This window comes from Streptomyces sp. NBC_01304 (assembly GCF_035975855.1).
Classification (GTDB): domain Bacteria; phylum Actinomycetota; class Actinomycetes; order Streptomycetales; family Streptomycetaceae; genus Streptomyces.
The window spans coordinates 5252078-5271161 of sequence record NZ_CP109055.1 but is presented as its reverse complement, the minus strand read 5'-3'; the positions used below and the strand labels follow the sequence as shown (position 1 = coordinate 5271161).

Sequence of the window (19084 nt, the reverse complement as noted above, 5' to 3'; positions counted from 1 at the left end):
GGCCCATCCTGGCACTTCAGCAACTTGGTCCGAGAGGGCTCTCTTGGAGCGGGCGGCCTTGTGCTGATCAGGCTGCGTCGGGCACTGCGTGAAGGCGCTCGCGGAATTCGCGGACGGACGGAACGGACTTGTGCGGTGTGAGCTGTTCCGAGAACTCCTTGAGCCGGTCCAGTGCCCGTACGGAGCTGACCTTGTCTTCGAGGAGCGCGGCGCCGTAGTTGGCGGCGTCGAGGGCTCCGTCCAGGTCGTGGCCGGCGAGCCGGGCTTCGGCCAGGCGGCTGGACCGTACGGCCTTGTCACGGGGTGTGGCCTGCTCGACGGAGGTCTCCAGTGAGCTCGTCGCGCGTTCCAACTGGCCAGCACGCAGCAGCACTTTACCCTCGGTCGACTTCAGCTGTGCTTCGCCGAACCAGCCGAGCCAGTCCGGGTTCTCCTCCACGGTGTGGCGCTCCCAGAGGGAAGTGGCACGGTTGAGCGCCGTACCGGCCCTTTGGTGATCTCCGTCGCGGGAGTGTGCTTCGGCTTTGTGTAGGTAGAGGAAGGACTGGGTGAGGGGCGACAGCGTGCGAGGGGCATTGGCGAGGGCGGTCGAGATGAGGTCGACTCGCTCGGCGGTCCGTCCGGCTTCGGAGACGTGGACGCCCATCTCTGCAAGGACGAACGCGCCGAAGGCGTCGTCCCCCGCGGTACGGGCGGAGCGCATGGCCCCGATGTAGTACCGCTGCCCTGCGGACCGCAGCCCTGCGTCGTAAGCCATCCAGCCGGTCAGATGCGATACGCGGGCCGCGAGCGCGTAGAGGCGGATACGGATCTTGTCCGTGTAGCGGCCGGCACTCAGCAGGCCGCTGATCAGAGCAAGGTCACCGCGTGCCTGCTCCAGGAGCCGGGCGCCGCCGAGTTGGTCATCGAGGGTGCGGAGGGTGCTGATGCGCTGCTCGATCGTCGAGACCATCGTGTCGGTGACGCGATCTCCGTTGAGGGCGGATGCGAAGGCGGAGGGCGCCTCTGCCCAGCTCGCTGCCAACCCCGTCAGGGCGACGCCGGTGATGGTGAGAAACCCCCGACGGTCCATGCGGCCACTCCCCACCAGATCAGCCAGAGCCTCGACGGTACCGGCCTCCGTCCAGGGGGCGGTGAGCCCGGTGACCTCCCAGACCGGGAGCCATCGAGGCCATCCCTCGGCCTGAGCGTGTTCGTACGGGATGCGCAGCAGATCGGCGAGGACACGTTGCGCGTCGGCGTCCGGCTCCTGGCCCTGCTCCCACTTCCACATGGTGGTGCGGTTGGTCGCCAGCGGGAGGCCCATTTCCTTGCCACGCGCCTGCATGAGCCTGGCGAGCTCGGCTTTTCCCCAGCCGCGCGACTGGCGGACGAAGGTCAGTGGGTGGACTGCTAACGGCTCACCAGGCACGTCATCGCTCCTGTGTCATCCCGCCGTGCCGTAGTTCGGCGGCTACTTGGCGTGTACGCGTATGGAGGGGCGTCCCCAAGAGGAACCCCCCAGAAACGTTCCGGGCTTGCGCACCACGGCCGTTGACTGAGTATCAGCCGCTCAAGAGCACACGCACTGGACTTCTCGGGCCGGCTCCCCAGTTCGGCGGCTCCGTCCCTCTGTCCTCCCTCGGGGATGGAGCCGCTCTCCAGGTCTTTGGAGGCGTCCGTCATGCCCACACTCGTCACTCGTTTCGTTCTTGCGGGTACGCGCGGAGAGGTATCTGCCGCGCGGCGCAAGGTCATTGACCAGGTGCGTGCGTGGGGTGTCCCTCTCGACGACGAGGCATCCGACGGCGTCCGTCTGGTCGCCTCCGAGCTCATCACCAACGCGGTGGTCCACGGGGAAGGGCCCATCACGGTCACCCTGTACCACCGCCCAGGCAGCTTGGTAATCGACGTCCTCGACGCCAATCGGGTGCCTCCGCAGGCGAGTTATATCGAGCTTGAGGATGAGAGCGGGCGCGGCCTGGCGCTGGTCGATGTCCTCGCCGCACGATCAGGCTGGGAACCCGCCGACCGCGGGAAGCACGTATGGGCAGAGCTCGCGCTCCCGAAGTCGGCACCCGCCGTCCGAGCCGCCGTCCTGCGCCGGTTCTTCAAGGTGTGGCACGAGACCGATGTCAGAGCCGCGCGCAAGGCTCTCGTCCAGGCGGTCGCGTAATGAGCCGGCACACGTTACGGCCGACGCCTCTGCCTGACCCCGACGTCGTGTTCCGGCCCACCCGCCGAGACATCGACCCGGCCACGGGCGAGCCGACTGCGTATGCCCTTTGGGATCGCCATGCGTGGCAGCCACACGGCGAATGCTGGCTCTGGTGCGGGCGCGACGACGTCGAGGTGACGTGGATCGGCCCTGTGCAGTCCAGCGGAATGCACGCCGCGGTCTTCGCCTGCCGCGCCTGCCTGTACGAGCTGGACCAGCGCGTCCTGCAGGCCAACATGCGCAAGGACTCAAGCACCTTGCCCACCGCAGCCCGCCGAGCTGCTCGCTGACAGCCGCCCTCGCGTACTCCGTATCCCTCACGGCCGTGAGGGCGGCCCCGACTTCCCGCCGGATATCCGGCGGGGGAACAGAAGAGGAAGGAGCACGAGGTGGCAGAGAACACGACATCGCCTCCGGCCCAGAGTGGCCTTCTGGTGGCGGTAGAAGAGCTGACCGCCGTCCACGACCGGTACGACAGCCTGCGGTCCGACAACCAGGGCAGCTCCGGCGATTCACCGTGGCCGGGCGGTGACGGCAACCTGACCGACACCGAATAGCACCAGGCGGCGGGGGCCGCTCGGTCTGCTAAGGCGGCCCCCGCCGCAGCCCGTGCCACGCGCTCGTACTCATGAGGAGGCAGTGATGGAACACCAGTTGATCAACGCCATCGAGGCAGCACTCGGGTGGAAGGGAGTGGACACGCTCGGCAAAGGCTTCGTGCGGGGACGCATGGACGACCCCACCTTCGTCTCCCGCATCCTGACCCCGAACCGCCTGCTCGACATCGCCATGCGCAGGAGCCTGAACCGCCCGCAGTTCCGGTGCTTCCAGAAGGGCGACGAAGTCCACCCGGCCATCTACTACACCGACACGGTCAGCCCTCGGGGCCAGAGCGTCCCCATGGTCAACATGCGCAGTCTGGGCAGGCTGCTGAGGGAGGGAGCGACGCTCATCCTCGACCAGGCCAACGTCTTCGACCCGACGATGGAGGTCGCCTGCCGGGCGCTGCAGTGGTGGTCCCGCGAGCGCGTGCAGGTCAACGCGTACCTGACGACGAACGACGCCTCGGGCTTCCCGCTGCACTGGGACGATCACGACGTGCTGATCGTCCAGCTCGCCGGCGAGAAGGAGTGGGAAGTACGCGGCACCTCCCGCACCGCGCCCATGTACCGCGACGCCGACCCCAACTCCACCCCGTCCGAAGAGATCGTCTGGGCTGGGGTGATGGAGACCGGCGACGTGATGCACATCCCCCGGGGCCACTGGCACCAGGCGACCCGCAACGGCCACGGATCGGGCAACAGCCTGCACGTCACGTTCGGGATCACGCAGCGCACGGGCGCGAGCTGGATGGCCTGGCTGGCCGACTGGTGCCGCGAGCGCGAGATCTTCCGGCACGACCTGGACCGCGTGCAGGGGACCGATACCGAGGCGCTGGCCACTGCGGCCAGCCAGCTGATCGGGGAGCGGACTCCTGCCGACTTTCTGGCGGCGTACGAGCAGGCGACAACGCTTCCCCGGCACGTGCCGTTCCTCGACGTCCTCGGCCCGCTCGACGCCGTCGTGTGCACCACCCACTTCCCGCCGCAGATCCACGAGAACGGCGAGACGGTCGACGTCCTCGCCTCGGGGAAGAAGATCACCCTCGCAGCTAAGGCCGTGCCGGCACTGCGTCTGCTGCTGAGCGGCAAGCCGGTCCCCCTGCAGCAAGCAGCAGCAGTTGTCGGGACGGACGTTGTGGAGGTCGCCGAGATCCTGGTGAAGGAGGAGATATGCGCGACGCTGACCCCCGAACTGTCCTCGGGCTACACCGGTCTCGTCACGAACGCCGCCTCCTGACCAGAGCACTGGACCTCGGTGTCACCGCGATCGACACCAGCACGAACTACCTCGGCTTCCACTCGCACGAAGTTCTGGCGCGGATGGCCGGCGACCTACTGCCGAAGTTCAGGCTGTCCACGAAGGTCGGGTACTTCCCGGCACCGGACAGGGCGGAGCACTCCCTGAAGCCCCGGCGGCTGTACGGGGCCGTGGAGCAGGCGGCCCGGGTTCTCGGGCGCGAGCCGGATGTGGTGTTCCTGCACAACCCGGAACACTCGCTCCACGAAGGCCCCGCTCACGGCCGGGAAGCCTTGGCCCAGGCATGCGCCGCCCTGGAGGAGGCTGCATCGAACGGGCTGTGTGGAGCCTGGGGCGTCGCGTCCTGGAACCCGTCACCGCTACGGGACCTGATCGACGCGACCACACCGAGGCCATCCGTCCTCATGGTCCGCGCCGGCCTGCTGGTCGGCATCAGGACGCTCGACGCGGCGGATACGGTCGCCGCGGCATGGGGCCTGGACCAAGGTGCGGTGTGGGGCATGAGCCCCTTCGGAGGCAGCACGAACGCCCCGGTGTGGGACCGGATCGACCCCCGCGTCTTCCTCCGGGACAGCAACGGACTCTCCCGCATACAGGCTGCCTTCCGGGCCGCCTACGAGCTCCCCAAGGTCGGCGCGCTTGCCGTGGGAACCGACGACCCCGCCCACCTGGGCGACCTGATCGGCGCGCTGTCCCGCCAGGTCGATGGGCGGGCAATCGACAACTACCGGAACCTCCTTCGGGACCGGATGCCTGGTCAGCCCGCCTGAAGCTCCGCCACGATCTGCTCCGCCACACGCCGAGCAGGCTTGAGCCGAGGGTCCTCCGGATGCGCATCCGGCCCCAGGATCTTCGAGCACACGAACAGAGTCATCAACTTGCCGTCCCGGCTCTCGAAGTCGTGCCTGCGCTCGTGCCAGACGAGATCGGCCAGAGCCGGAACGGCAAGCGAACTACCCCACAGCGAAGCCGAGTCCAGCCCGCGCGGCGCGTTGCCCCAGTCCTCCCAGTCGAAGAGGCAGAACGTCGGTGCGGTCATGTTCGCCCAGTTCAGATCGGCGTGGGCCGGCACCCAGCGCTCGACGGTCGTGTCGAAATCGTCGGAGAACGCGCCGCGGAGGGACTCGGTGACGAGAGCCTGGGTGATGGTCTCGGTGTCCGGCGTAGCGATGCGGCTGGTGTCCTGGGCCATGAGTGCATCGAGCGAGGCGTTGAATCCCTGCCACCATGCATCCGGCAGATCTGGGTCTTCGCTCAGTACGGCGGTGCCGATCGGAGGCCCCGGCAGGATCCCGGTCTCGTCGGCTCGCCACATCACTGGTTCGTCCGCATCCCGCCAGACCACACAGCCCTGCCAAGCAGGCTGGGTGATCCCATCGAGAAGCGCGGCGCACTCGGTGCCGTTCCAACCCTGGGGGCCGATCTTGTCGAGCCCGCGCCTCTCGATGCGCACCCAGGTGTCGCGGTCCGTCCGTGCCCCGACGGAGCGGCGCTTGCGTACCGCGGTGCTGCGATCCAGGCGAGTCTGGAGTGACCGCTCAACGCGGTCCAGGACCTCATCAACGGGTTCAACCCGCAGGTCAACGGCACGAGTTGGTGCTGCCGAGAGCGTCATACGGGCGACCGTAGCACCGGGACGACCGGCTCTACGCCCACCTCGGCAACATAGTGGCGCGGGGCGTCTGGGGATGCTGGTCGGCCCGACAGCCTATGGCCGGGCCGACCAGCCATGTGGCTTCCTACCAGGCTGCTGTCGATGAACGCGGAGCCGTTGCTGTGATCAGCGGCTTGGTGCACGGGGTGTCGACGGTGTCGGCATCTGCCGTGCGGAGGCCGGGCGGGTGGCCTTGGCCTGGGTGGCTCCCGCAGCCGGAGTTGCGTAGACCGGGAGGTCCGCGGTGCGGCGCAGCCGCCAGAGGAGGACTTCGCTGATGGAGCTGGCGGTGTCCAGCTCCCTCAGTGCGGCGGCTTCGGCGAGCAGAGCGTGTGGGTCGTGGCCTGCATGTTCGGCGTCGGCGAGGGTCCCGGCCAAGGCGTCCCAGCCGGGTTCGGCCAGCACCGTGTCGGCAAGCTCGGGCAGGGCAGCGCGCACGGTGGCCTCGTGCTGGCGGCGTAGGGACGGTGCGATGTGGCGGCCCCGTTCGCGCAGCACGATGAGGGGTTCGCGGGCGGCTTGCTGGTAGGCGGCCCGCAGGTGCTCGGCGGCCCGGCGGGCGGCTTCGGCCTGCTGGGCGTGGTCTCGCTGGGCGTGCCAGTGCGCGGCGGCGATGGCTAGGAAGGCCAGCATGTCCAGGACCATCGCGGTGCCCGCCCCGTCCTCGCCCCGGCCGAGCGCGGGCCCGCTCCTGACCAGATCGCGCGCTGCCCGGCGAAGGTCCTGCGCGTGGCGGAACTCGGCTCGGGTGTGGGAACGGGAGGCCCGCTCGAATGCCGAGGCTGCTTCCCGCAGTTCGCGTCGGGTGTGGAGAGCAGAGGTCTTGGCGAGCGCGTCGAGGGCCTCGCCGGTCGCGGCGATCTGGGCCGCTGCCGCGCCCTCGTCGCCTTGGTCGATGACGAGCAGGGCTGCCCATGCCGCCTGCGCGGTGGTACGCCGCGCGGCTGCCGGGGGCGACAGCTTCATGGGGCTGGAGCGGACAGCCCCTGAGTCGTCTGGCGCCGTCGAGCTAGCGGCGAAGCGTTCCTGAATGCGGGGCAGAGACAGGTCGGGGGCGAGGGTGGATCCGGCGTAGTAGACCGGCTTCCCATCCTTGTTGCGGTCGTCGGGTAGCGCGACCTTGTAGCCCTGCAGGTCACCGGAGGGCAGGACGCGGGTGCGCACCAGGAGCCCGGCGTTCTTGAGACGGTCGACAAACTCGTCGGTCGAAGTGGCGCCGGCCGCCGCCCGGCGCACCTCTTCGCGCAGCTCCTCGCGGGCGGTGCGCTCTCGGCCTTGGCGTTCGGCCTTGTGGCGCTCGGCGCTGGTAGCCCGCTTCGCTGCGGTGCCGTCACCGGACTGGACGCGATGGAGGTCGTACTCGGCCTCGATGAGGCGGGCTTCGGCCTGGGCGCGCTGGCCGGAGCGGTGATGGTCTGGGCGGCGGCCGTCTTCGCGTATGAGGGTGGCGATGATGTGGATGTGGTCGGCGGCGTGCCGGACCGCCGCCCAGCGGCAGCCCGCGCCGTCGCCGGGGTCGATGCCGGTGGCCGCGACCATGCGGCGGGCAATCTCGCCCCATTGTTCGTCACTGAGGACCGGGTCGTCGGGGGCGGCGCGCACTGAGCAGTGCCAGACGTGCTTGTCCGGGCGCTGGTCGGCGTCGAGGAGGTGCAGCGGTTCGTCGAGGACCTGCTCGAGATCCTTCTCCGTCGCCTGTGGGTTGCGGCCGGGGTCGGGTGCCATGTCGTCGAAGGACGCGACCAGGTGCGGGTCGACGTGCTCCTCGTGGGTGCCCTTGCCGTACAGGTAGTGGATGAGGCCGATGGTGCGGCTGCCCTGTTTGTGGATGCGAGGTATCAAGCGGTCTGGTCCTTGTGGCGGTTGAGCATGTGGTCGATGAGGTCCTGGAGGGCATCGCGGGTGTGCAGTACGTCTGCGATGGCCTGGTCGAGGTTCGGGTCCCGGCCACCGGAGTTGAGGGCGTGGGCGACCTGGTTGAGGTTGCTGCCGGCCCAGCCGAAATGGCGCTTGAGCACGAACAGCGCACTGAGGACGTCGCGGTCGTCGGCGATGGCGGCGGCGGACCGGAACCGGTCACGGGCGGCGGCCAGGCCGGCCTTGGCGAGGAATCCGGCAAGGCTGATCTCGTCGTGCTTCGCGGCAGCGTCGATCATGGCGTGCTCATGGGTGTGAAGTCGGACGCTGTAGGCGGCGCTCTGCGTCTTGCCGCGCGGACGTGACTTGCGCTTCTTGGCGTCGGCCCCGGCTGCCGGCTGCGATCCGCCCTCGGTCGCAGCCTTCCCGTCCGGCGCCCCCTGGCGCTGGTCGGGCCCCGCCGCCCCCGGGGCGGGGTCCGGTTCGGGCGCACCCCCTGCGGGGGAGTGTCTGAACCTCCAACTTGCTCCGCCTGGGGCAGGTATGGAGCCTTCACTGCCCACGGGGTCGGTGGAGGCAGGGTCGTGCTGGTCGTGCATGGAGTCGTCTCCGTATTTTGTCGGGCGATGGGGAGTGGTGGTGCAGGTTCGTGGCCGCTCTGGGGCATGCACGATGGGTGGGCGGCACAGCGGATACCGGTCCGGGGAGAGCTGCCGAGCCCGCTGGTGATCCCTCGTACCGGTCGAGGACAAGGAGCCATGGGCGTACCGGAAGTACTTCCGGTACGCCCATCAGCCGTTGGGCCTCGTGCCGTTACTCGATGCCCTCGTCTGAGTCCCGTGTAGTGGCCCGCTCCTGCGCCAAGATGTCGCGCGCCTGCGCGATCAGTTCGTTGGCGGTCTTGCGCTCGAGCTTCGCGATCTCCGCGCGATAGGTCCGGTGAGGAACAGAGCCGGCCCCTGTGCGCTCCAGGATCGTGCGCCCGACGGCCAGAACTTCGTCGAGGGTCATGTCCGGTGGCCGGCCTGTGCGCTTGGGCGTAGGCGCCGCATGTTCCGGAACGGCTTCGGAGGGCTTCAGACCAGTGGGGCTTGGTGCGGAACCGTGCTCCTCCAGGACAGGGAGCTCATCCGGTGCGTAGCCACTCGCGGGGTGGGACCGGTTGTGGGAAAGCGGACCGGTTCCGGAAGTCGAGTCGCCTGCGGGGACTGCTCCGCTCGTGTGCTTGTGGCTGTCGAATGGCTGGTCCAACCGCGGCTCGCCCTGGCCAGCCTGGGACCAGGGCGACTTGAGCTCCGTCGTGAGCAGCTCGGCCGCATGCCGACGGGCGGCGAGCCGCTCCAGGAGCTGCTCGCGCTGACGGGCATCCGTGCCGACCTGGGCACGGTCGATGGCCGTGGACAGACGGCGCAAGCGACGCCTGCTGAGCCAGCTCCCGCCCCTGTCGATCGGAGCGGCGAGTTGGGCGGCCAGTGTGACCGCCTCGGTCATGGCACGGTCGCGTCCGATCTGCTCGGCATCACGATCGCGCTCGGCGAGACCGAGCCGGGAGAGGACCCGCTGACCGATCTCTCTCATGATCCGGGCAGGCAGGCTGCGGGACTTGGCGTCCGCCATGCGGCCGCGCAGCTCGACCCCCATGGCCTCGTGCCAGAGCAACGCGGCTAGGACCGGTCCGAAGACGGCACGGACGGTGCCGCCCAGGAGTCCCGATTCGGAGTAGGCGGGGATGATCTGAACGCCTGTGATCAGCCAGACCAGGACTCCGGGCACCCCTGGTGCCCGTTTCTCGCTGTGCAGGTTGCGCCGCGCAAGCCCCGCGCAGGCGACCAGGGACACCTCGCCGGCGGCGAAGAGGATCGACCGTTCGGTCGTGCTGTTCATGCCGAGGTGGTGCTCGGCGAACCGCCAGCTGGTGTCGGCACTGAAGGCGGTATTGAGCGCGGCGGCGACGAAGCCGAACCCCACAGAAGCCACGCCGCCTGAGCGCTTGGCGCCATCCGGTCGAGGACGACGGCGAAACAGCAGGCCGATGAGCAGCCCGATGGCGACCAGTGCCAGCCCTGCGAGGACGGGATACAGGGGGTTCCCTGAGAGGAAGGACGGCAGCATCAGGCGCGGCCCCAACAGGACAGGTAGGTCACGACGTTAGAGGAATCGGTGGCAGGCATAGGTGGTCTCCAGAGGGCCCTCCGGGCATGCGGATCCGGCGCATGCCCGGAGGGCGGTGAAGGTGGATGGTTAGTGGGTTCGGCCAGGCAGCAGGGGGCGAGTGCCGACTACCGCCGCGGACCGGAGGCAGGCGATCCCGAGGGGAACCCGGTCGGCCGCGGTGGGAGCGCGGGAGCCATCTGGAACCCTGCGCGGCGTGCGGGATCGCGCCGGTGGTCCTCACCGTCGAGGACCACCGGATAGGCCATCTCGACGAGGCGGGATGCGCTGCGCTCACCGATCGCGGCCCGCAGCTCGGCAGGCGTGAGGTCGGTGGTGAACACCGTGGGAAGCCGCTCGCTGTACCGGTAGTTGATCAGCCGGTACGTCATCTTCCGTGCCCACTCCGACGGGTTGTCCGCCCCGAGGTCATCGATGATGAGCAGAGGGCACCGCGCCAGACGCCAGAACTCCGCTTCGGAGTCGACACGAGGGCGCGGGCTCAAGGCGCTGTACATGTCGGCGGCCGTGATGAGCTGCCATCTGAGGCGCACGCCGGTGGTGAGCAACCCTCGGACGGTGCCGTACGCCTGACGGGTCTTGCCCCTCCCGACGGGCCCGAGGATCAGCAAGGACGGGCCGTGGTCGATGCCGGGAGCACCCCCTGGCCCTGTCCGGCCGAGTCGGGCGATCTCCTGGATCCACGCTTGCACCGTGGGGTGGTCGGCGACCGCGTTCTTGTAGAGGTCGGGGATGCGGGCCTCAGCCAGTTCGAGAGCGGCGAGGTGCTCCGGAGGGTCCTCGGGGAGCGGGGCGTTGGGGTCGATCCCCCGCTTGGCGAGCATCGCATTGAGCTTGAGCACTGCGGCGTGCACCGGCTGCGGCTCACGGGAAGCTGCGGTCACAGGCCACTCCCGTACGCGGCCGCGATCTCGGCCGAGCTGGCCCAAGTTCGCCCGTGGGCAGGGGATATGGACTGGCCTGCATTCATGGCCTCGTTGACCGCGCTGGGCAGCACGCTGGGACTCAGCCCCTTGGCGCGCAGGCGCTCCAGCCCTCTGCGGATGTGCGCCGCGTCGATGCGCTCGCCGAGCAGCTGGTTGATCTCCCGGCCCAGATGCCTGAGCAACTTCTCCGGCGGCTGGTGCGCACAGGCGGCGACGTATTCGGCGAGCAGCTCCTTGGCCGAGACCGAGACCGCTGCAGAGGCAGGGGAGGGCGCGGGGGCGCTCGCGCCCCCCAATGATCCCTTTCCTAGATCCATGGTCCTAGATCCAAGATCCGGAACAGGAGTGTGCACTGAAGGCTCACTGAATCCGTCCTGACCTGCAGCTTCGCGAATCCGCAGCCGGATGCGCGGATGATCGGAGCCCTCACTGAACCCGTCGTGAAGGCTCACTGCCGTTTCGCTGAGAGCCACTTGGGACCCAGCAGCGGCCGCGGCGGGACGGCTCCCGTCGTGGCGAGGACAGGCTGGGCAGCGACTGCCGCTCGGCCGGTTGATCTTCTGGTGCCGGCTCCAGCCGACGACGTGCAGGTATCGCTTGCCGTCCTCGCCTTCGTACCGGCAGATCAGCTCAGCCGTGTCGAGCTGGTTGAGGTCGTCCTCAACGTCCAGCGGGCTGTGCTCAGGACGCAGGGACCACAGCACGCCGGCGATGACCGCCGGCTGGTCGCGGAAGCGACCGTGGTCGTCTGCCTGGGTGAGCAGCCCGAAGAAGGTCCGCTCGGCATGGACGCTGACGGCGGCCAGCGACTCCGAGGCGAACGCCTCAGGCTTGATGGTGCGTATCCGCGCCATACCTATCGCCCCGCCTTCACGTTGAAGGCCGGGGGCTGAGGCGTGGTGTTCGACGACGGGGATGCGTGTAGCGCCGTGATGGCCCTACTGTGGGGCATAGACGTTCCTCACTCGGTGGCGTGCAACCGCCACCGCTTCGTTCAGATGCGGGCGATATCGGTAGTAGGGACTCAGGGCCCTCGGCGTTGGCGCGCCGGGGGCCCCTCTGTTTGGGCACGACAACAAAGCCACACCCACCCCGGATAAGTCCAGGGGTTGCTCAAGAAGAAAAGAAAAGTCGCCTCTCCGCCCCGATCCATATTGGGGACCTCGTCGACAGTAGCGACGAGAACCGATTAGGCAAGTCAAAGCCCCTCTTGGGTTCCAAACTCAGGAACCTTGCCTCCTGCGAGCAGGCATGCCATCCCAGTTTGCTGGCATCGATGGTGAATTCGTGTTCCGCGAGAGGGACAGCGGATTGGTTCCGCGATCGAGTCGAGGGGGTCAAAATCTGACCCCCCGTTCTCGGTCTGTGTATTCGGCGTTGAATAGGGGGCCGGTATCTATAGCATGCGATCTCCGATTACCGAAATCGGCGATCCAGAGCTACAACTGACGCATGCCGATGCACCTGCCACAGACACGGGCCGCAGGGAGATGGACCGCTCCCGGTCCTCCTCTGCCGGCCTGCCTCGCCGAGGCCATGTAACGGTCCTCGCTGCCGACTCGGCCTGGGTGCGCCAACACCCGCGAGCGGCAGCCCACTCCACCTCGCCCGCATCTGAACCTCGCACCGGCACGCCGCGGAGTCACCCCGCCGTGCCAGAGAAGGAACCCCTTTGCGCCGACCCGCGATACCGCATGCCAGCAACCAGAACCCGCGATCGGGTAGCAGTCCATTGCCGCGTCTCCACGGCCCCGCGGAGGTAGCCGAAGCACTCGGCTGCTCCACCTGGTGGGTCAAGGACCGCGCCCGCCGACGCCTCATTCCGCACACCCGCGTCGGCCGCGCCTACCGGTTCACCGCCGAGCACCTCGCCGAGATCATCCGGCTCCAGGAGACGGGCCCGACGAATGTAGCCCCGAGCGCGCCCCCTGCCCGGACGCCCGCGCCCCGGCCTGCCGCCCGCCGGCGAGAAGAACCTGCCGTGACGCCGATACCGCGTCTACGGGCCAGGCCGCCGCGCCGTGCCCGGCAGAGCAACTACGACACCGCTGCGTAGACACCGGAAGAGGGGGAGGGCCACATGGGATACGCAGAGAAGCGCGCCACTTACTGGCGAGCCCGCTACAAGCTGGCCGACGGCAAGTACCCCACGCTCACCGATGCCACCGGTGCCGTGATCAAGTTCGCCACCAAGCGCGAGGCGAAGCAGGCCGCGGACGAGGAAGAGGCCAAGGTACGGCGTGGCGTCTGGCGTGCTCCGGACCTCGGCCAGGAGACCTTCGGCGAGTACGCGAGTCGCTGGTACGAGGCCCAGGACCTGGCCGCGTCCACCATGCAGAACTACAAGCGCCACATCGAGGAGCACCTGCTCCCCGACTTCGAGGACAAGGCGCTCGCCGGCATCCTGCGCACCGACGTCGACGCGTGGGCGAAGAAGGAGCGGGCCGCGTACGCGGCCTCCAGCGTCAAGACCTGGCGCTCCACGCTCCACCTGATTCTCGAAGACGCGGTCGACGAGGGCCTGATCACTGCGAACCCGGCCACCAGACGCCGAGGCCGGGGCAGGCGCGCCGGCCGCTCCCGCGACCGTGGCCCGGAGAAGGTCATCACCGACGCACTCGGCATCCTGCTGGCCGCTGAGCGGGCTTCCTTGCTCTCCGGTCGCGACGACGAGTTCGTCGCGACGGTCCACAAGGGCTATACCGGCATACGCTGGGGCGAACTAGTGGGCCTGGAGACCGAGTTCGTCCGCCCGGAAGCCTTCCGCATTGAGTGGCAGCTGTACGAACTCGACACCGGGGAGTTCGTCCGCTGCCCGCCCAAGGACGACAGCTACCGCACCATCGACTCGACGGACTGGCTCTCGTCCCTGGTCTTCGACCACATCGCCCGTACTAAGCCGCAGCCCTGCCCGTGCCACGGCAAGACCTACGTGTACCGCGGGCTCGGCGCAGCCCGAACCGGCGGCCACCAGGGCGCCAAGCTCGTTGACGTGGCACGCCGTGCCGACGTCTCGACGGGCACGGTGTCCAACGTCCTCAATCGCCCCGAGCGCGTCACTGAAGCCACGCGGGCCAAGGTGGAGCACGCCATCGCTGACCTCGGCTTCATACGTGGCGGCACGACATCCGAGCACGCGTCCCACTGGCGCCGAAACAGCTTCTCCACATGGCTGTTCACGCCCGCAGTCTCCGGCTGGTATCCGAAGAAGGCACCCCAGGAAGCCCGCCCTGTCCCGATCCTCGGCGAGCCGTATCCCGGCCTCCCGATCCGCGGTCGCAACTCCCAAGGCCGCGCCGACTCTTGCTGGCTCCCGATCGCCAAGGGCCTGACCCCACACGGCTTGCGGCATACCCACCGTGCCCAGATGGAAGACCTCGGCACAGAGAAGGTCCTCATGGACGAGCGTATGGGCCACCTCGACGGCTCGGTCTCGGCCCGGTACGCCCACGTAACTCCTGGCATGCGGCGACGTCTCATAGCGGGCCTTACCCAGCAGTGGGAGTCAGCACTCGACGCCCGCCTTTCGATGGGTCCTCGTTCGCCGGTGGCCGTACTCGACAGGTTGCTTCGGGCCCGCTGAAGCATTCAACCCATGATCAGCGTCGGGCGCAGTGAACTTGCTGTGCCCGACGTGCTGCTTGCCCCTGTGGAACCAACGGGGTCCCGCGGGAGCTGCGTTGAGAGGACTGGTATGCGCGGCCTCATATTTGAGGACAGTGCGGCTTTTGGACCTTGCGGCCACATTTTGTGTCTAGATCGAAAACCCTGGCGCAGGGCAGCCGTTGGCAGAGCATGAATCCTCAGAGTCAGCCGCATGATGCTTGGTATCCCGATCCTCGCGGCCAGCGAGTAGCACCCAGTCGACCCAGGTTGGTTCTGTACCCCAGGCAACTCGCGTCGCTTGGTGACCGTTTGTCGCTCGTAGTGTCAGGGCGAGAGCTCGCTGGGCTAGCCGAGGCCCCAGACGCCGCGATCCTCCTCCGGAGCGGACGAGGGTATCTCCCCAGCAGTGAGGAAAACCGTCGCTTGGCAGAGATGCTCCGTAGCCGACCCTGGGACTTCGGTGCTGTAGGCGATCCCTTGGCGTTGGGTGCAGACGCTGTGCTTCCTCGTGGTGATGGAGGCATTGAGGTTATCGGCCTGGAATGCCTGCACGGGTTTCAGCGGCTCGTAGTCCTGGCCCACGTTGCTCGTGAAGTGTCTGCTGGGCACCTCGACCAGGCTGATGTGCGGCTGGAGATTGTTACAGGAGCAGACCGGGAGCGGATCCGGCGGCTCAGCGCCGAGACATGGGACTACACCAACGCCGTCCACCCACAGGATCGCCTCTCACGTTGCGCCCATCTCGCCCGAATCTCCGTGGAGTTCAGGAAGGAAGGGGGGTTCTTCGACCCTCGGCGAGGGATCGTCTCAGGCCCGCATCCCTGCGGATACACCATGGAGGATGTCACTCGTGCTCTCGCCTGCACAGTCAGCTCTCCCTGGCCTTCTCTGATCCACCGTGTGAGCACCGATGAAGGTCTGCATGCGCTGTGGTCGGACGCAGACGGTGCCGACTACAGCGCTCTCTTCCATCAGGACGTGCATGCATTCAGTGTCCAGCGCGCGGTGGAGGCACGAGACGTTGCTCATCGGGTCTTGAAGCGACTGAGAGGGGCTTCGCCGACCGGACACGATCGCTTGCTCCTGTACGCCCCTGAATTCGTGACCTGGGCCGCATGCCGCAAGCTGCCACTGGATCAGTTGCATCGCTGCGAGAGGGGCGGAACCGACTGGCACGACCTGGTACATCGGACATTCGCCGACGACGTCGAGGAAACGGCGCGTGATCTCGTGGCGAGGTACCGGCGTGTACGCGAGGACAGCAAGAAGTTCATCGTTGAGGCCAAGCAGATCGACGTGTGGTTGGACATCCTCGACCCAGCGCGGACTTGCTAGGCGAGACAGGGTGCCCCTGCGGCCTCCGGGTCCTGCACGTCATCAAGCCCTGACCGTCCTCATCGGCGCTGACGCACGATCCAACGGGCTCTGGGCTATGGCACCGTGAGTTCCATTCGCGACAGTCGATCGTCCGCCGCGACCGCGTGGATCTCGGCGATACGAGCGCCCGCGAATCGGAAGGTCAGGACCAGCCTCAGTTCGCCGTGCGGGGCCAGCACCATGCCCGGCTCGCCGTCGAGCATGATCGCCCGGGCGATCTGTGCTTTTCCGCAGAACGCTTCGGCGAGGACTCGGCCGCCGTCGAGGGCGGTCCCCGCACCCAGCAGACGCGCGGCCTCGTCCGTTCGGTAGGTCACGTCCGGATCGAGCATCGCAAGGAGGGCCTCGAACTCGCCGTCCTGTGCGGCCTGCAGGAACACCTCGACGGCGCGGTACCGCCGCATACGGTCGTCGCTGTCCGGCCCGGAGTTGCCTCGCACCCGTCGGCGCGCCCTGCTGGCGATCCGCTGCGTCGTCTCGGGGCTGCGGTCGACGATCGGGGCGATGTCGCTGAACGGTACGGCGAACAGGTCGTGCAGGACGAAGGCGATCCGTTCGGCCGGGGAGAGTTTGTCCAGGACGACCAGCAGCGCCAAGCCGACAGAGTCCGCCTGCAGAGCCTCCTCCACGGGGTCGGTGTGCCGCCGAAGCGGCGCCCTGGGGCCTGTGCCGTGTTCGTCGAGGGAGTCCTCGCGGCGTGACGCGCGGGACCTGAGCATGTCCAGACACACCCGGCTCACCACGGTGGTCAGCCAGCCGGCCAGGTTCGCTACGCCTGCGGTGTCGGCTCTGGCGGCCTTGAGCCAGGTCTCCTGGACGGCGTCCTCTGCCTCGCTGAGCGACCCCAACATCCGGTAGGCCACCGCCCGTAGGTGGCTCCGATGCTCCTCGAAGTGCTTCGCGAGCAATTCGTTGCCATCCACGTGTCTGGGTTCCTCGCCGCCGGCCGTCAGAGATACGAGAACCGATTCCGACATGAAGCCTGGGGGCTGTCAACCATGAACGTTGCGCTGTGGATCGTCGCCGGAGTGCTGGCGGCCGTGCTCTTCGCCAGCAGCGCCAAGCTGGTGATCCCGAAAGAGAAGATCCTGGCCGCGGGAGGCTACGCCGCCTGGGCCGAGGACTTCAGTCCGGCCGCGCTGAAGGCACTTGGGGTGGTGGACCTCATGGGCGCGGTGGGGCTGATCCTGCCCGCCGTGCTCGGCATCGCGCCGGCCCTGGTTCCGGTGGCCGCGACCGGCGTGGCCCTGCTGTTCGTTGGAGCGATCGTCGTCCGGGTCCGTCGCGGTCTGTGGGCGACGGCCGTCGCCGAGGTGCTCTACCTCGCCCTGGCCGTCTTTGTGGCCTGGGGCCGCTTCGGCCCCGAGTCCTTCGCCTGACCGTCGACACCTTCGGCGCACCACCGCCACCAGCGCGAGTACACGATCAACGTCTCCTGCCGGCCCAGCCCCTCATGACCACAGACCACTCACACCGAGCAAACCGAGAAACCAAGGAGCGCACACCATGACCAACCAGCATGCGAACCAGGCCACCGAGGCACCCGTGGCCGTCAAGGCGCGGATGAAGAGCCCGGCGATGGTTCTCCCCGGCGTCGTACAGAACATCCACCAGCTCATGGAGAGCGCCCGCGCGGGTGGCGTGCCCGACGCGACCCTGGAGCTGGTGCATCTGCGCGTGAGCCAGATCAACGGATGCGGATATTGCGTGGACGCCGGTGCGGCGCAGGCGCGCAAGGCCGGTATGAGCGAGGAGCGGATATCCGCGGTCGCGGCCTGGCGCGAGGCGCCGTACTACACGGCGAGCGAGCGGGCTGCGCTCTCCCTGGCGGAGTACGCGACCAGGATCGCCGACAAGAGCGAGCCGGTGCCGGACGACGTGTGGGAAGAGGCGATCCGGTACTTCGACGAGAAGCAGATGGCCTCGCTCGTCATGTGGATCGCCATCACCAACCTCTTTAACCGCATCAACGTCCCGGTACGACAGCCCGCGGGCAAGCTCGCCGGCTGAACTCGCGGCCTGCCGTCCGTTGAGCCGTGGGTCTTGGTAGCCGGGGTCCCCTGGCTACCAAGACCCTGGCGGAGGTCTGGGCACCGGCGAACGCAGAGGGCTATGGAGCCCCGGGGCTGCGGAGGCTCCTGATGCGTCCTGCCTGAGCAACGATGTGCACATCACGGGGCGAGGGCGGAGCGCGCACGCGAACTTCTGGGTCGTGGAGCCGTTGCAGGCCATGTTGCTGCTGTTCTGACGGCCCGCGGCGTCGAGACACATCTCCTTGTCCTTGCCGAGGGTGTCCTCCACGACGAAGGCGCCGTTGCGCTCGACCCAGAGCTGGTTGTTGGCGCAGTGGGTGATCTGCGTCACCCAGGTAACGCGTGACTCGGCGGCCAGTTCGCGAACGCACAAAGGGCTGCAAGCGTGCGCGAAGACGTCAGTCGTGCAACGTCGGCCGACCCCTGGGAGAGCCCGGCCAAGATCTTCTCCCAGATTTCTCCCAAACGATCGCCAGAGACGCAGAAAGGGCCTGATCCGGATTCCGGATCAGGCCCTTGACCTGGTACTTCAGCTGTCGGGGTGGCGGGATTTGAACCCACGACCTCTTCGTCCCGAACGAAGCGCGCTGCCAAGCTGCGCTACACCCCGATGTCGCTGTCGTGTTTGACCACGTCGCGGCGACATCGATTACTTTAGCGGACCGTCGCCCGGAGACGAAATCCGGTTTCCGCGACCCCCCAGGTCGGGCCGGATCCGGTCGAGCCCGACGATCGCCAGGGCCAGGGCGTAGAAGAGCAGCCCGAAGACCACGCCATTGCCCAGAACCCCGAGATAGCCGTGCTGGTCGACGTCGAGGAAGGGGTACGGATAGCGGGCCGTGGACCCCGGCGACATGATCGCGCCGCGTACGAGCGCGAAGCAGAAGTAGGCCAGCGGGTAGAGCATCCACCAGCCCGCGTGGCCGAGCCGCAGGCCGCCGGGGCGGACCAGGAGGAGCCAGACCAGGGCGGCGCCGAGCGGGGTCACCGAGTGGAGGAGGTCGTTGGAGACGACGCGCCAGCCGGTGAGGGTGACCTCCCCGGTCATGGAGAAGCCGCTGGAGGAGTTGGCCAGGACCAGGTGGTAGACGAGCCCGGTGATCGCGATGAACAGGGTCGCGCCGGCCGTCATCCACGCGGGCAGCGGCGGCCGGCCCTGCCAGGCCCGCCAGGCGGAGGCGCCGAAGACGATCGCGAGCAGCAGATTGCTCTGGATCGTGAAGTAGCTGAGCACCTGGAGTGGACTGCCCAGGATCAGGTCGATCACGGTCCCGGCAACCGCGGCCAGGGCGACCAGGGCCTGCGCGATCGCGACGAGCGGACGGCGGACCGGCGGTACGACGGCCTCTGCGGGGACATGTCCGGAAAACGGCGCGATCATGCCCACACGGTAGACGCCGCC

General features: G+C 68.2%; 20 protein-coding genes and 1 tRNA gene. 10 read left to right on the top strand and 11 right to left on the bottom strand.

The annotated features are described in order from the left end of the window. Window positions 1-67 precede the first annotated feature (67 nt). Window positions 68-1411 (bottom strand): transcriptional regulator, encoded by a 1344-nt coding sequence (locus tag OG430_RS23230; RefSeq protein ID WP_327354501.1) that lies wholly within the window; start codon window positions 1409-1411, stop codon window positions 68-70. A 252-nt stretch (window positions 1412-1663) separates the two neighbouring features. On the opposite strand from OG430_RS23230, the gene OG430_RS23225 reads away from it, so the two are divergent. From OG430_RS23225 to OG430_RS23205, 5 genes are all read left to right on the top strand, one after another. Next, complete coding sequence (locus tag OG430_RS23225) at window positions 1664-2155, top strand: ATP-binding protein (RefSeq protein ID WP_327354500.1); 492 nt, start codon at window positions 1664-1666, stop codon at window positions 2153-2155. Between the two features lie 194 nt (window positions 2156-2349). After that, window positions 2350-2487, top strand: a complete 138-nt coding sequence (locus OG430_RS23220) for a hypothetical protein (RefSeq protein WP_327354499.1) — start codon at window positions 2350-2352, stop codon at window positions 2485-2487. A gap of 99 nt (window positions 2488-2586) precedes the next feature. Next, window positions 2587-2754: a hypothetical protein gene (locus tag OG430_RS23215; RefSeq protein ID WP_327354498.1), complete on the top strand. Its 168-nt coding sequence runs from the start codon at window positions 2587-2589 to the stop codon at window positions 2752-2754. Between the two features lie 85 nt (window positions 2755-2839). After that, window positions 2840-4036 (top strand): JmjC domain-containing protein, encoded by a 1197-nt coding sequence (locus tag OG430_RS23210; protein WP_327354497.1) that lies wholly within the window; start codon window positions 2840-2842, stop codon window positions 4034-4036. Then, window positions 3970-4827 (top strand): aldo/keto reductase, encoded by an 858-nt coding sequence (locus OG430_RS23205; protein WP_327354496.1) that lies wholly within the window; start codon window positions 3970-3972, stop codon window positions 4825-4827. Before OG430_RS23210 ends, OG430_RS23205 begins: the two co-directional genes overlap by 67 nt. Here OG430_RS23205 and OG430_RS23200 read toward each other — a convergent pair. From OG430_RS23200 to OG430_RS23175, 6 genes are all read right to left on the bottom strand, one after another. After that, complete coding sequence (locus tag OG430_RS23200; RefSeq protein ID WP_327354495.1) at window positions 4815-5672, bottom strand: hypothetical protein; 858 nt, start codon at window positions 5670-5672, stop codon at window positions 4815-4817. The genes OG430_RS23205 and OG430_RS23200 overlap by 13 nt on opposite strands. A gap of 165 nt (window positions 5673-5837) precedes the next feature. After that, the gene (locus OG430_RS23195) at window positions 5838-7553 is read right to left on the bottom strand and encodes a relaxase/mobilization nuclease domain-containing protein (protein WP_327354494.1); all 1716 of its coding nucleotides are present in this window, start codon (window positions 7551-7553) and stop codon (window positions 5838-5840) included. After that, complete coding sequence (locus tag OG430_RS23190; protein ID WP_327354493.1) at window positions 7550-8167, bottom strand: mobilization protein; 618 nt, start codon at window positions 8165-8167, stop codon at window positions 7550-7552. The genes OG430_RS23195 and OG430_RS23190 overlap by 4 nt, the downstream gene beginning before the upstream one ends. Before the next feature lie 214 nt (window positions 8168-8381). Then, window positions 8382-9545, bottom strand: a complete 1164-nt coding sequence (locus OG430_RS23185) for a hypothetical protein (RefSeq protein ID WP_327354492.1) — start codon at window positions 9543-9545, stop codon at window positions 8382-8384. Between the two features lie 302 nt (window positions 9546-9847). Beyond that, window positions 9848-10624 (bottom strand): ATP-binding protein, encoded by a 777-nt coding sequence (locus OG430_RS23180; protein WP_327354491.1) that lies wholly within the window; start codon window positions 10622-10624, stop codon window positions 9848-9850. Beyond that, window positions 10621-11520, bottom strand: coding sequence for a hypothetical protein (locus OG430_RS23175; RefSeq protein ID WP_327354490.1), 900 nt, complete (start codon window positions 11518-11520; stop codon window positions 10621-10623). Before OG430_RS23175 ends, OG430_RS23180 begins: the two co-directional genes overlap by 4 nt. An 878-nt stretch (window positions 11521-12398) precedes the next feature. Between OG430_RS23175 and OG430_RS23170 the strand changes: the two genes are divergently transcribed. The 3 genes from OG430_RS23170 to OG430_RS23160 all read left to right on the top strand — a co-directional run bounded on the left by OG430_RS23170 (window position 12399) and on the right by OG430_RS23160 (window position 15607). Further along, a complete protein-coding gene (locus OG430_RS23170) occupies window positions 12399-12722 on the top strand; it encodes a helix-turn-helix domain-containing protein (protein WP_327354489.1) in 324 nt (107 codons plus the stop codon). Between the two features lie 24 nt (window positions 12723-12746). Then, a complete protein-coding gene (locus OG430_RS23165) occupies window positions 12747-14249 on the top strand; it encodes a LacI family DNA-binding transcriptional regulator (protein ID WP_327354488.1) in 1503 nt (500 codons plus the stop codon). A gap of 923 nt (window positions 14250-15172) precedes the next feature. Continuing rightward, window positions 15173-15607, top strand: coding sequence for a hypothetical protein (locus OG430_RS23160; protein ID WP_327354487.1), 435 nt, complete (start codon window positions 15173-15175; stop codon window positions 15605-15607). Between the two features lie 95 nt (window positions 15608-15702). Here the strand turns inward: OG430_RS23160 and OG430_RS23155 are convergent, their stop codons facing one another. Next, window positions 15703-16572, bottom strand: coding sequence for a sigma-70 family RNA polymerase sigma factor (locus OG430_RS23155; RefSeq protein ID WP_327354486.1), 870 nt, complete (start codon window positions 16570-16572; stop codon window positions 15703-15705). Between the two features lie 75 nt (window positions 16573-16647). Between OG430_RS23155 and OG430_RS23150 the strand changes: the two genes are divergently transcribed. Together OG430_RS23150 and OG430_RS23145 are read left to right on the top strand one after the other, a co-directional pair. Next, window positions 16648-17028 (top strand): DoxX family protein, encoded by a 381-nt coding sequence (locus OG430_RS23150; RefSeq protein WP_327354485.1) that lies wholly within the window; start codon window positions 16648-16650, stop codon window positions 17026-17028. A 127-nt stretch (window positions 17029-17155) separates the two neighbouring features. After that, a complete protein-coding gene (locus tag OG430_RS23145) occupies window positions 17156-17659 on the top strand; it encodes a carboxymuconolactone decarboxylase family protein (RefSeq protein WP_327354484.1) in 504 nt (167 codons plus the stop codon). A 54-nt stretch (window positions 17660-17713) separates the two neighbouring features. Here the strand turns inward: OG430_RS23145 and OG430_RS23140 are convergent, their stop codons facing one another. From OG430_RS23140 to OG430_RS23130, 3 genes are all read right to left on the bottom strand, one after another. Continuing rightward, window positions 17714-18013, bottom strand: a complete 300-nt coding sequence (locus tag OG430_RS23140) for a hypothetical protein (protein WP_327354483.1) — start codon at window positions 18011-18013, stop codon at window positions 17714-17716. 205 nt (window positions 18014-18218) lie between these two features. After that, window positions 18219-18292: transfer RNA gene (locus OG430_RS23135), tRNA-Pro, on the bottom strand. A gap of 39 nt (window positions 18293-18331) precedes the next feature. Continuing rightward, window positions 18332-19063, bottom strand: coding sequence for a Pr6Pr family membrane protein (locus OG430_RS23130; RefSeq protein ID WP_327354482.1), 732 nt, complete (start codon window positions 19061-19063; stop codon window positions 18332-18334). Window positions 19064-19084 lie beyond the last annotated feature (21 nt).